12 protein-coding genes are annotated in these 12,311 nt (G+C 53.4%); 8 read left to right on the plus strand and 4 right to left on the minus strand.

Features of this window, described 5'->3' with window-relative positions:
* Positions 1-7: 7 nt before the first annotated feature.
* The 4 genes from mreD to csrD all read right to left on the minus strand — a co-directional run bounded on the left by mreD (position 8) and on the right by csrD (position 4,967).
* Positions 8-496, minus strand: a complete 489-nt coding sequence (gene mreD / locus F3J38_RS18735; protein WP_084937995.1) for a rod shape-determining protein MreD — start codon at positions 494-496, stop codon at positions 8-10.
* On the minus strand, positions 493-1,521 hold the full coding sequence (gene mreC / locus F3J38_RS18740; RefSeq protein ID WP_167140865.1) for a rod shape-determining protein MreC: 1,029 nt from the start codon (positions 1,519-1,521) through the stop codon (positions 493-495). Before mreC ends, mreD begins: the two co-directional genes overlap by 4 nt.
* Positions 1,522-1,666: 145 nt before the next feature.
* Complete coding sequence (gene mreB / locus F3J38_RS18745; RefSeq protein WP_007891976.1) at positions 1,667-2,710, minus strand: rod shape-determining protein MreB; 1,044 nt, start codon at positions 2,708-2,710, stop codon at positions 1,667-1,669.
* A gap of 310 nt (positions 2,711-3,020) precedes the next feature.
* Positions 3,021-4,967: an RNase E specificity factor CsrD gene (gene csrD, locus F3J38_RS18750; RefSeq protein ID WP_167140866.1), complete on the minus strand. Its 1,947-nt coding sequence runs from the start codon at positions 4,965-4,967 to the stop codon at positions 3,021-3,023.
* A gap of 325 nt (positions 4,968-5,292) precedes the next feature.
* On the opposite strand from csrD, the gene msrP reads away from it, so the two are divergent.
* The 8 genes from msrP to prmA all read left to right on the plus strand — a co-directional run bounded on the left by msrP (position 5,293) and on the right by prmA (position 12,077).
* Positions 5,293-6,297 (plus strand): protein-methionine-sulfoxide reductase catalytic subunit MsrP, encoded by a 1,005-nt coding sequence (gene msrP, locus F3J38_RS18755; protein ID WP_167140867.1) that lies wholly within the window; start codon positions 5,293-5,295, stop codon positions 6,295-6,297.
* Positions 6,298-6,900, plus strand: a complete 603-nt coding sequence (gene msrQ / locus F3J38_RS18760) for a protein-methionine-sulfoxide reductase heme-binding subunit MsrQ (protein WP_167140868.1) — start codon at positions 6,298-6,300, stop codon at positions 6,898-6,900.
* Between the two features lie 232 nt (positions 6,901-7,132).
* Positions 7,133-7,585, plus strand: coding sequence for a type II 3-dehydroquinate dehydratase (gene aroQ, locus F3J38_RS18765; RefSeq protein WP_038644361.1), 453 nt, complete (start codon positions 7,133-7,135; stop codon positions 7,583-7,585).
* Positions 7,586-7,606: 21 nt separating this feature from the next.
* Entirely contained in the window at positions 7,607-8,074 is a 468-nt protein-coding gene (accB, locus tag F3J38_RS18770; RefSeq protein WP_167140869.1) for an acetyl-CoA carboxylase biotin carboxyl carrier protein, read from the plus strand.
* Between the two features lie 11 nt (positions 8,075-8,085).
* Positions 8,086-9,435 (plus strand): acetyl-CoA carboxylase biotin carboxylase subunit, encoded by a 1,350-nt coding sequence (gene accC, locus F3J38_RS18775; protein WP_167140870.1) that lies wholly within the window; start codon positions 8,086-8,088, stop codon positions 9,433-9,435.
* A gap of 70 nt (positions 9,436-9,505) precedes the next feature.
* Complete coding sequence (locus F3J38_RS18780) at positions 9,506-9,748, plus strand: YhdT family protein (RefSeq protein WP_167140871.1); 243 nt, start codon at positions 9,506-9,508, stop codon at positions 9,746-9,748.
* Positions 9,738-11,183 (plus strand): sodium/pantothenate symporter, encoded by a 1,446-nt coding sequence (gene panF / locus F3J38_RS18785; RefSeq protein WP_167140945.1) that lies wholly within the window; start codon positions 9,738-9,740, stop codon positions 11,181-11,183. The genes F3J38_RS18780 and panF overlap by 11 nt, the downstream gene beginning before the upstream one ends.
* Before the next feature lie 12 nt (positions 11,184-11,195).
* Positions 11,196-12,077 (plus strand): 50S ribosomal protein L11 methyltransferase, encoded by an 882-nt coding sequence (prmA, locus tag F3J38_RS18790; protein WP_167140872.1) that lies wholly within the window; start codon positions 11,196-11,198, stop codon positions 12,075-12,077.
* Positions 12,078-12,311 lie beyond the last annotated feature (234 nt).

Consider the following 12,311-nt stretch of genomic DNA (forward strand, 5'->3'; position numbering starts at 1 on the left):
GTATTCCTTACTGAACAGCGAACTGGCGGCGAATCTTTCTCATTAATAAGAATAGCCAAGGCCACAGAATGCCGTCGACTACACTGCTCCAGAAGATTTCAGGACGGAATGAGACATTGATCACCAAAAATTCCGCCCAGAAAACAATGACATCGACTGCAAGCGACAGCACCATAACCATTAATGCTTGTTGCCACAACGCCAGATTTCGGAATAGCTGAAATTTGAAGGCCACCAGATACGCGATGATGCTGAACGCCAGCGCACGTACGCCCAATGTTGAACCGGCCACCAGATCCATGACGGCACCCAAAAAGAAACCAGTCCCCACATTCACGCGGTGTGGCAGCGCCAAAACCCAGTAAATCAGGATCAACAAAAGCCATGAAGGCCGGAACATGAATATCTGTTCCGGCCAAGGCATGATTTGCAGAATGAGGGCAATCAGAAAGGACAGCCAGATAACCCATCGGCCCTGGCTGCGATATCGACTCAAGGCTGGCCTCCGCGTGTGTTCGCAGGAATCCCTTGCGAACGACTGCCGTTAGCGGCGGGCGCGGGTGGCCCCATCTGTTGCGTCATGTCCGGTGCCGGGGGTCCCATTTCGCCTGCGGGCGGCAGGACTTGCGGCATCATCTGCATCAGACGTTCATTCGCCACGCGGTGCACTTCATCCGGTGCCATTGGCATGTCACCGTTCTTATCCGCGCCCCACAGTAGCAGCAGATAACGCAGACGTTGCAGACCTGCTGTTGGGTGCGCCTGAATCACAGTGTAAGCACGTTGAGTATCCACTTTCACTGAGGACACCACGCCAACCGGATAGCCTTCAGGGAAACGACCACCGAGGCCCGACGTGACCAGCACATCGCCCACGCGAATATCGGTGTTACCCGGCAGATGTTCCAGCTGCAGATCTTCGCTACAGCCGTTACCGGCCGCAATCACGCGAATATCGTTACGTAACACCTGAATCGGAAGCGCATGCGAAGCATCGCAAATCAGCAGAACACGGCTGGTTACCTGGCCCACAGCGACCACCTGGCCGACCACACCTTTATCACTGATCACCGGCTGGCCTTCGTAAACGCCGTTTACGCTGCCTTTGTCGATCACCACCTGATCGGTGTAAGGATCGGTCCCGGTTGAGATCACCTGGGTCACCATTTTATGCTCATCCTGACGCAGCGGCGAGCCGAGCAGTTCACGCAGACGTGCGTTTTCCTGCTTGTATTGCCCCAGCATCAGCAGGTCACTGTTTTTCAGGAAGAGCTCACGGCGCAAGGCTTTATTTTCGAGTTCGAGCTGCTGGCGAGAGGCCAGCGTTTCAGATACGCCGTCCAGAAGCTGTCGCGGCCCGTTTGCCAGAAAATAAAATGGACTCACCGACGTGTCCAGGTAGTTGCGGATCTGGGAAAAGGAGCTCACGCGGCTATCAGCGATAATAATCGCAATAGCCACAATGACTGCCAGAAAGAGGCGCAACTGCAGGGAAGGTCCCCTGCTAAAAATCGGCTTCATAAAATCTGCGTGTTCCTCGACATCAGGGAAGAAGCGTTAGCCATATGACCAACGCCTCCAGGGCTGGACGCATCACGCCGTCGTGCGCAGCGTCGATTAGCGCGACTCCCTGCGCAATTTGACCACGGTCTCAGCCGATGAGGAATTACTCCTCGCTGAACAAATCGCCGCCATGCATGTCGATCATTTCCAATGCCTTACCACCACCACGCGCAACGCAGGTCAGCGGGTCTTCAGCAACGACAACCGGGATGCCCGTCTCTTCCATCAGCAGGCGATCGAGGTTACGCAGCAATGCGCCACCACCGGTCAGCACCATGCCGCGCTCAGAGATATCGGAAGCCAGTTCCGGTGGGCACTGCTCCAGCGCCACCATGACGGCACTCACGATGCCCGTTAACGGCTCCTGCAGTGCTTCAAGGATCTCATTGGAGTTCAGCGTAAAGCCACGTGGTACACCTTCTGCCAGGTTACGGCCACGTACTTCAATTTCGTGTACTTCATCACCCGGATAGGCAGAACCGATACCGTGTTTAATACGTTCCGCAGTGGCTTCACCAATCAGTGAACCATAGTTGCGGCGTACATAATTAATGATAGCTTCGTCGAAACGGTCACCACCAATACGTACAGAAGAAGAGTAGACCACACCGTTCAATGAGATCACGGCAACTTCAGTGGTACCACCACCGATATCCACCACCATTGAACCTGTTGCTTCGGATACTGGCAGGCCAGCACCGATTGCAGCCGCCATCGGCTCTTCGATCAGGAAGACTTCGCGCGCGCCCGCGCCCTGTGCCGACTCACGAATAGCACGACGCTCAACCTGAGTTGCACCAACCGGTACGCAAACCAGTACGCGTGGGCTAGGACGCATAAAGCTGTTGCTGTGCACTTGCTTGATAAAGTGCTGGAGCATTTTTTCAGTAACGAAGAAGTCGGCGATAACACCGTCTTTCATTGGACGGATAGCCGCGATGTTGCCCGGTGTACGACCAAGCATCTGCTTCGCGTCATGGCCCACAGCAGCTACGCTTTTAGGCGAGCCAGCACGATCCTGACGAATGGCAACCACGGAAGGCTCGTTCAGCACGATGCCTTGTCCTTTTACGTAAATCAGGGTATTCGCGGTACCCAGGTCAATGGACAAGTCATTGGAAAACATGCCACGAAATTTTTTAAACATACTAAGGGATAATCCTGCAAGCTGGGGGCGGAAAATAAAATCCGCCTACTTTACCAACCACGCGAAGCCGCTACAAGGCGCAAAAACGTTCTGCTTCGGTGAAAAAATACGCTGATTAATTTTTTGGGCCGATTCGCTTATCCCTGGCCACCGTTAAATAGCGCTAAGCCGCCCTATTAAACGCAAATTCACCCGTCGAGAGCGGGTGAATTCCGACATAAAATCTAACATTTCCTACTATCCGAACTGCGCGAGCGGCAATATAAAGGATATAAAAATGACCTTCTACCTCAGAACACGCTCATAAGCATTAAATTCGGTAACGTTGCGAGTGTTTTTTCACATTACTGTTAACCGGTAATGAAGGTGCGAAGAAGTCGCCTTGTCCACCCGAAACACCCAACCCGGCGAGGCTCTGCCACTCCGCGCGCGTTCGCACTCCCGTCGCAAAAACCTGCGTTTGTGTGGATTTGCACACTTCCAGCAAACTTTGTACGAACAGCTGATTTTCGGTACGACGCTCAATATTACGCACTAAGCCTGGATCAAGCTTGATCACCTCAATCGGAAATTGCTTGATGTAGGCACTGCTCACCACGGTTAATCCTGCCTGATCCACCGCAATACGGCAGCCAAAAGCCGTTAGCATTCGGAAAACCGGGACTAAGCGATTGATGTGTTGACAAACATCTGCCTCGGCAAGTTCAAATAAAAAACGCTTTCTTTGCGATTTAGTGCACTGCAACAGCAGCTTTTGCAGCCAACGCTGAAAAGGTTTCTGTAATAACGAATCAATATTCACCGGCAGCGCCAGAGTTTCATCGGGCCAGACTTCGGACAGTGCAGCAATACGTGTAACAAGCTGTCGGTCCCAGCTATCAGTCAGGCCAAGCTGTAAGACCAACGGCATAAATTCGGCTGACACTACCTCTTTATCACCGTCAAAGACACGAGCCAGCATTTCGCGGTGATGAACTTTACCGTCTAAAAGCACAGCGGGTTTCTGGTAAAGCCGTGGGCCACCACGGTTAAGGGTATTTTCCAGTAAGGTACGCCAGCGTACGCTACCACGCCCCATATCCAGCGTGTTGCCCTCACCCACTGACCAACTGTTGCCACCCTGCAACACCGCGCGCCGCGTTGCCATTTCGACGCTTTCCATCACCTGAGAAACACTTTGGCCGCTCCGCCAGGCACTAATCCCAATGTGAATGATGTCATCGCGATCGACCATGCGCATCGGTGGCAGTGAATCAACGGCGTTGACCAATTGATCCGCAATGCTGTTGGCCTCTTTCAGCGTGCGATGGGGCAGCAGCACGGCAAAATCACTGCGGAAATAGCGCGCCAGCAAGGCGCCAGGATAACGCAGGACAAAAGTGGATAACATGTTGATCATATCAAACAGGTATTCGTCCACCAGCGTCGGACCCAGCGTTTCCTGCAGCGTCTCCAGATCCGGTAACCGCACCATCATAACGACGCCATGCGTACCAACATCTTCCTGATCCTCCAGCAGGGTCGCCAACTGGTTATCAAAGAAAAGACGATTATTCAGTCCGGTTCGCGAATCCTGTGCGGCAAAGGTGCGGATCAGAGTATCAATGCGTAAACGCTGCTCACCCGCTTCCTGTAAGTCATTTAATAAGGCATCCATCGCCCGACTGGCTTTAGGTGGCCATTCGCTGTCATGGACGATTTGAGGAATACGTTCACCAGCAAGAATACGTTCGGAGCGGTCCTCTAAATGCTCCATATTCTGCCAACGGCGAGTGATCCAGCGATGCGTCATCACCAGCAAGGCCGACATAATAGCCACGACGGTGCACAAAACAATTAAGGTATAGGCGCCGGTGAAGGAGCGGAACCATGTTTTAGCGGGATCGAGCACCACAACACGCAGCCCGAGACCCGGCGAATGCGCCAGAGGGATGTCAAATTGGATAAAACGGTTCGGTTCGTCTTCCAGCATGGGATTCTCATGCCGATTGAGCTGGAAGATCACGTCATCGCCGTTACGCATCTCAATCTGTTCGGCATTGATGACCGGCATCAGCCTGGTCAGCCATTGCGTAAGTTCTTGCGGCGATTGTGTTGCGAGCGCTTTATCGACCTCGGTAGCCAGCGTGTTGATACGTGTCTCTACCCGCTGCTGCGACAGCCAGATAAAACTAAAAGCGCAGCCCACCAGCATCAATAGCATTGCCAGTAAGCTTAATAATGTAATAAACGCAGAAAACTTAGTTGTTAATCGCATCCCTGTGCCCGTATCACTGCGGTTCTGAACGGTCGCCATCCGACCCGCGCCAAAAGCTCACTGGCGCAAACCTGAGCAAAATATCACAAAACATTGCCTGAATCAGCGCCAGACATGCATCAAATTCATGTGGTGCGCCATGCTAATTGGCCCTTCGCCGCGAGTATAGCCGCAAAGTGTGATGCCCTGCCTTTTACTCCGGCTTTTTCGTCCTATTCTCAACAGAGCGATTCCACCAGGAAATTTCATATTTTTCTGAGCAAAGTGGCGTGACAACTGCCCTTTAAGCAAGCTGTGAGTTATCTACTTTTCGCCGGAGAATGCCATGAAGCTGAAGCAATACCCCACAGAAGCCGACGTCACGCCTGAAAGCATTTTTAATATGCGCCGCCGTCAGGTTTTGAAAGCGCTGGGCCTGGGTGCAGCAGCGGCCAGTTTGCCCGGTGTCGCACAGGCGGATGTATTGAGCTGGTTTAAAGGTAACGATCGCCCCCCTGCCCCCGCAGGCCGTGACCTGCAATTCACCAAGCCCGCAGAGTGGCAGGCTAATTTGCCACTGACGCCGTTTGACAAGGTTTCCGGTTATAACAACTTTTATGAATTCGGTTTAGATAAAGCCGACCCGGCCGCCAATGCTGGCACTTTGAAAACTGAACCCTGGCAGCTGCGTATTGAAGGAGAAGTCGCCAAACCCATCACGCTGGACATGGATGACATCTTCAAGCGTTTTGCCATGGAACAACGTATCTACCGCATGCGCTGTGTTGAAGCCTGGTCAATGGTGATCCCGTGGGTAGGCTTTGAGCTCAATAAGCTGCTCAAGCTGGCTGAGCCCACCAGCAATGCGCGCTTTGTTGCTTTCCAGACCCTCTACGCACCGGACCAAATGCCCGGCCAAAAAGATCGTTTTATCGGTGGCGGTCTGGATTATCCGTATGTGGAAGGCCTGCGCCTGGATGAGGCCATGCATCCCCTCACGTTACTCAGCACGGGCGTGTACGGCAAAGCGCTACCTCCCCAGAATGGCGCCCCGATTCGCCTGACTGTTCCTTGGAAATACGGCTTCAAAGGGATCAAATCAATCGTGAAGATCACACTGACTCGCGATCAGCCACCGACAACATGGAGCCAGATCGCCGCTAATGAATATGGTTTCTACGCCAATGTGAATCCACACGTTGATCATCCGCGCTGGTCACAGGCGACGGAGCGTTTCATTGGTTCGGGCGGCATTCTCAATGTGGAACGTCAGCCAACACTGCTGTTTAACGGCTACGCTAAAGAAGTGGCATCGCTCTATCGCGGGCTCGATTTACGGGAGAACTACTGAGTGCGCCTGACGTTACGTCATATCACCCTGCTGAAAGTGGTGCTGCATCTGGCTGCCTTCTTGCCGTTCGTCTATTTATTTATGGCAGCCAGCCAAGGCTGGCTGAGTGCAGACCCGGCTAAAGACATTCAGCATTTTACTGGCAGGATGGCGTTAAAGCTGCTGCTGGCTACGCTATTGGTCAGCCCTTTAACGCGCTACCTAAAGCAACCCTTGCTGATCCGCACCCGCCGCATGTTGGGTGTGTGGTGTTTTGTGTGGGCCTGTTTGCATCTGACAAGCTACTACCTGCTGGAGTTGGGTTACAACCACCTGCAACTGTTGGGTAAGGAGATTGTTTCACGCCCTTATCTGTTACTGGGGATGATCTGCTGGCTCGTGCTGTTTGCGCTGGCCATCACTTCGTTTCAACGTGCGCAACGCAAACTGGGTCGCCGCTGGCAAACCCTGCACAATGGCATCTATCTAGTCGCGATCCTCGCACCTATCCACTATCTCTGGTCGGTTAAAGTCTTCTCCCCTCAGCCTTGGATATATGCGCTGCTGGCTTTGGTGTTGTTAGGCTGGCGTTACAATAAGTTGCGTAATCTTCTGCGTCGATAATCCCCGCACGGTTGTTTTCCTGTCACGAGATCTGTTAAAAGGTGTGGCCTAAGGGCCGCATCCGATCAACTTCGCAGATAAGACCAGTATTTTGCTGCGAATTGCGACGAAACGGATATAATGCCCGGCTTTATTGCAAGCGAAGTCGCCTTTTTCACTCTCAGGAGTGACAAACGGCAGATGTCGCGGTATTTTACGCGATGCCTCACTGATTGCAGGAGATAGCAGCAAGATGGCGCACAAATTTCACATACTGCTTTTGAACGGTCCCAATCTGAATCTGCTGGGAACGCGCGAGCCTGATAAGTATGGTCATACCACGTTGGCGCAAATTGTCGGCGATCTGACGCAACAGGCTGAACAGCACGATGTGAAATTAAGTCATTTGCAATCGAACGCAGAGTTTCAGTTGATTGATCGTATTCACGAGGCCCGTGGCAATGTGGATTACATCATCATCAATCCGGCTGCGTTCACGCATACCAGCGTTGCACTGCGTGATGCCCTGTTGGCGGTCAGCATACCTTTTATCGAGGTGCATCTCTCGAACGTGCATGCACGCGAACCGTTCCGACATCACTCCTATCTTTCTGATGTATCTGCCGGCGTCATCTGTGGACTTGGCGCTGATGGATACTCATGGGCTTTACAAACGGCAGTAAAACGCCTGTCACATTCCAATTAAACAGAGTACGGAACCACACTCATGGATATTCGTAAAATTAAGAAACTGATCGAACTGGTAGAAGAGTCTGGCATCTCCGAGCTGGAAATCTCCGAGGGCGAAGAGTCCGTTCGTATCAGCCGTTCACCTGCGAACGCTGGCTACCCGGTCATGCAGCAGGCTTATGCTGCACCAATGATGCAACAGCCTGCGCTGGCAACTGCGGTTGCCCCTGTAGCTGCCGCACCTGCTGAAGCCGCTAAGCCAGAAGTCACTGGTCACATCGTGCGTTCTCCGATGGTCGGTACTTTCTACCGCACCCCAAGCCCGGACGCGAAAGCTTTCGTGGAAGTGGGCCAGAAAGTGAACGCAGGCGATACCCTGTGCATCGTTGAAGCGATGAAAATGATGAACCAGATCGAAGCCGACAAATCCGGCGTTGTGAAGGCGATCCTGGTGGAAAGCGGCCAACCGGTTGAATTTGACGAGCCGCTGGTCGTCATCGAATAACGAGGCGAAGCATGCTGGATAAAATTGTCATTGCTAACCGCGGTGAGATCGCTCTGCGTATTCTCCGCGCGTGTAAAGAATTAGGCATCAAGACCGTTGCGGTTCACTCAACCGCTGACCGCGACCTGAAGCACGTGCTGCTGGCAGACGAAACTGTCTGCATCGGTCCGGCGCAGTCGGTCAAAAGCTATCTGAACATCCCTGCACTGATCTCCGCCGCCGAAATCACTGGCGCAGTGGCGATCCACCCAGGCTACGGCTTCCTCTCTGAGAATGCCGATTTCGCCGAGCAGGTTGAGCGTTCAGGCTTTATCTTCATCGGCCCGAAAGCTGACACCATCCGCCTGATGGGCGACAAAGTGTCTGCAATCACCGCGATGAAGAAAACCGGCGTACCGACCGTGCCAGGATCTGACGGCTCGCTGACCGATGACATGGATAAAAACCGTGCCATTGCCAAGCGCATCGGCTATCCGGTGATCATCAAAGCCTCTGGCGGCGGCGGTGGTCGTGGTATGCGCGTGGTGCGCAACGAAAAAGATCTGGAACAATCCATCGGCATGACGAAAGCGGAAGCTAAAGCGGCTTTCAACAACGACATGGTCTACATGGAGAAATTCCTCGAGAACCCACGCCATATCGAAATTCAGGTGATGGCCGATGGTCAGGGCAACGCTATCTATCTGGCGGAACGTGACTGCTCTATGCAGCGTCGTCACCAGAAAGTCGTCGAAGAAGCACCAGCGCCAGGCATCACCGCTGAGCTGCGTCGCTACATCGGCGAGCGCTGTGCGAAAGCCTGTATCGATATCGGCTATCGCGGTGCGGGTACCTTCGAGTTCCTGTACGAAAACGGTGAGTTCTACTTCATCGAGATGAACACCCGTATTCAGGTGGAGCATCCGGTGACCGAGATGATCACCGGCGTGGACCTGATCAAAGAGCAGCTGCGTATTGCTGCCGGTCAGCCGCTGTCGATCAAACAGGAAGACGTGGTGGTACGCGGTCATGCGGTGGAATGCCGTATCAACGCCGAAGACCCGAACACCTTCCTGCCAAGCCCGGGCAAGATCACCCGTTTCCACGCGCCAGGCGGTTTTGGCGTGCGCTGGGAATCGCATATCTATTCCGGTTACAGCGTGCCGCCGTACTACGATTCCATGATCGGCAAGCTGATCACTTACGGTGATACCCGTGAAGTGGCGATCGCGCGCATGAAAAATGCGCTGGCGGAACTGATCATCGACGGCATCAAGACCAACGTCGAGTTGCAGATGAAAATCATGTCCGACGAAAACTTCCAGCAGGGTGGCACCAACATCCACTATCTGGAGAAAAAACTCGGCCTGCACGAGAAGTAATTGCAGAGCAGAGCCAGCAAAGGCCGGTTAATCCGGCCTTTTTCATTTTTGTTGCCTTTGAGGTTGCATAATGGATTGGCGTTTTTTACAAGCGAACAAAGAGGCGCGCTGGTCGTTTTATCTGACGCTGGCTTACCTTGCCGTTTGGGGGCTTTCTGCCTGGTTAGGTGGAAATGAGATCGGCATGTTTGGCTTACCACGTTGGTTCGAGCTTTCCTGCGTCTTTGCGCCGCTGCTGTTTATTGTGTTGTGTTGGCTAATGGTGCGCATCCTGTTCCGTGACATGTCGCTGGAGGACAATGATGGACTCTGAAATCATTCTTCCGCTATTGGCTTATCTGGTGCTGATTGCCGGGCTGTCAGTATTTGCCATGCGCAAACAACGCGAAGGGAATTTCCTGAGCGAATACTTCCTCGGAAATCGCTCGATGGGCGGTTTTGTCCTCGCGATGACCATCACTGCGACCTACATCAGCGCCAGTTCGTTTATCGGCGGCCCCGGTGCAGCTTATAAATATGGCCTCGGCTGGGTATTGCTGGCGATGATTCAGGTGCCGGCCGTTTGGCTGTCACTCGGCGTGCTTGGGAAAAAATTTGCCATTTTGGCCCGTCGCTACAACGCCGTGACGCTGAATGACATGTTGTATGGTCGTTATGGCAGCACGCTGCTGATCTGGCTTTCCAGCATCAGTTTGTTAGTGGCTTTTATCGGCGCGATGACCGTGCAATTTATCGGTGGTGCACGTCTGCTGGAAACGGCAGCAGGTATCCCTTATGACACTGGCCTGCTGATTTTTGGTGGTACCATCGCACTCTATACTGCGTTTGGTGGCTTTCGTGCCAGCGTGCTCAATGACGCGATGCAAGGCCTGGTGATGCTGATCGGCACCTTCCTGCTGCTGTTCGCGGTGATTCATCAAGCCGGTGGGCTGGAAACGGCCGTGACCAAGCTGCGGACAATTGACCCGCAGTTAGTGTCACCGGAAGGCGTGGGCAATGTTATCAATCCCACCTTCCTCAGCTCCTTTGCCGTACTGGTCTGCTTTGGCGTGATTGGCTTGCCGCACACGGCGGTACGCTGTATCTCCTATAAAGACAGTAAGGCCATGCACCGGGGGATTGTGCTCGGCACGATTGTGGTGGTGATCTTGATGCTCGGCATGCATCTGGCTGGTGCATTGGGCCGCGCGATTATTCCGAACCTGACGGTGCCAGACCGGGTTATCCCCACTCTGATGATCACCGTGCTACCACCGATGGCAGCGGGCATATTTCTCGCCGCCCCTATGGCAGCGATCATGTCGACAATTAATGCGCAGCTCCTGCAATCCTCCGCTACGCTGATCAAAGATCTTTATCTGCGCATCGCACCGCAGCATAGCGAGAATGAAGCGCGCTTGCGCATGCTCTCGGGCACCATCACGTTTGTGCTGGGGATTTTACTGCTGCTGGCCGCGTGGAATCCGCCGGATATGATTATTTGGCTCAACCTGCTGGCCTTTGGTGGCCTTGAAGCGGTGTTCCTGTGGCCGCTGGTGCTGGGATTGTATTGGGAACGCGCCAACTCGACGGGGGCTATCAGTGGCATGGTGATCGGTGCAGCCTGTTATACGCTACTCGCCAGCATGAATATCGAACTGTGGGGTTTCCACCCTATCGTTCCCTCATTGATCTTAAGCCTGCTGGCCTTTGTGGTAGGCAACTTGTTTGGCAGCACGCCTGACGCGCGCAATGCTGCAGTGGAATAGAAGAGAAACGCTATGCCTTGGATTCAAATCAAAATTAACAGTACCGGTGAAAATGCCGAACCGCTCAGCGATGCGTTGATGGAGGTCGGCGCCGTATCCGTGACTTTCCAGGATACCCATGACAACCCTGTCTATGAACCGCTGCCGGGTGAAACGCGCTTATGGGGTGATACCGATGTGATCGGCCTGTTTGATGCCGAAACCGAAATGGATGATGTGGTCGCTGAGTTGAGCCAACATCCGCTATTAGGATCGCATTTCCACCATAAGATCGAGCAGATCGAAGATAAAGACTGGGAACGTGAATGGATGGATAACTTCCACCCGATGCGTTTCGGCGAACGTCTGTGGATCTGCCCGAGCTGGCGCGACGTGCCGGACCCGAATGCCGTCAACGTGATGTTGGATCCAGGATTGGCGTTTGGTACCGGCACCCATCCTACCACCTCATTATGCCTGACCTGGCTTGACGGACTCGACCTGCAAGGCAAAACCGTCATCGATTTCGGCTGTGGCTCTGGCATCCTTGCTATTGCTGCACTGAAACTGGGCGCGGCGCAGGCGATTGGTATTGATATCGATCCACAAGCGATTCAGGCCAGCCGCGATAACGCCGAGCGCAATGGCGTATCAGACCGCCTGTCGCTCTATCTCCCGCATCAGCAGCCTGAGAACCTCCTGGCAGACGTCGTGGTCGCCAATATCCTGGCAGGCCCACTGCGCGAGCTTGCGCCACTGATTAGCGTATTGCCCAAAGCGGGCGGGCATCTGGGCTTATCGGGTGTGCTGGCTAGCCAGGCTGAAGGTGTCTGTGAAGCTTACGCTGAACGTTTTGCTCTCGACCCGGTGGCGGAAAAAGAAGAGTGGTGCCGCATAACCGGCGTGCGCCGTTAATGCTGAAAACCGGCTAAGCCTTTGCTGGCCGGTTTCTTATCTGAGCAGCAAAATAATGACGCCACGGGATTGTCACTTAACGAGGCAAATCGGCACCCTTGGGAATCTAAATTAGTACAATTAATAATCACCTTGCCGCCATTTCTCTGGCTAATTACCTGATGTGGCGGTTTTTATGTTGTGATTTAACGCAAGTTTTAAGAAAAACTTTTGTTCACAATTTCAGCGTATTTT

Source organism: Candidatus Pantoea formicae (genome assembly GCF_011752625.1).
GTDB classification, from domain to species: domain Bacteria; phylum Pseudomonadota; class Gammaproteobacteria; order Enterobacterales; family Enterobacteriaceae; genus Pantoea; species Pantoea formicae.

Bases quoted from the DNA above. Each gene is read 5' to 3' on its own strand.
- panF (WP_167140945.1), top strand. From the start codon at position 9,738: ATGGACTCTGAAATCATTCTTCCGCTATTGGCTTATCTGGTGCTGATT.
- prmA (WP_167140872.1), top strand. From the start codon at position 11,196: ATGCCTTGGATTCAAATCAAAATTAACAGTACCGGTGAAAATGCCGAA.
- msrP (WP_167140867.1), top strand. From the start codon at position 5,293: ATGAAGCTGAAGCAATACCCCACAGAAGCCGACGTCACGCCTGAAAGC.
- mreC (WP_167140865.1), bottom strand. From the start codon at position 1,521: ATGAAGCCGATTTTTAGCAGGGGACCTTCCCTGCAGTTGCGCCTCTTT.
- accC (WP_167140870.1), top strand. From the start codon at position 8,086: ATGCTGGATAAAATTGTCATTGCTAACCGCGGTGAGATCGCTCTGCGT.
- aroQ (WP_038644361.1), top strand. From the start codon at position 7,133: ATGGCGCACAAATTTCACATACTGCTTTTGAACGGTCCCAATCTGAAT.
- F3J38_RS18780 (WP_167140871.1), top strand. From the start codon at position 9,506: ATGGATTGGCGTTTTTTACAAGCGAACAAAGAGGCGCGCTGGTCGTTT.
- csrD (WP_167140866.1), bottom strand. From the start codon at position 4,967: ATGCGATTAACAACTAAGTTTTCTGCGTTTATTACATTATTAAGCTTA.
- mreB (WP_007891976.1), bottom strand. From the start codon at position 2,710: ATGTTTAAAAAATTTCGTGGCATGTTTTCCAATGACTTGTCCATTGAC.
- accB (WP_167140869.1), top strand. From the start codon at position 7,607: ATGGATATTCGTAAAATTAAGAAACTGATCGAACTGGTAGAAGAGTCT.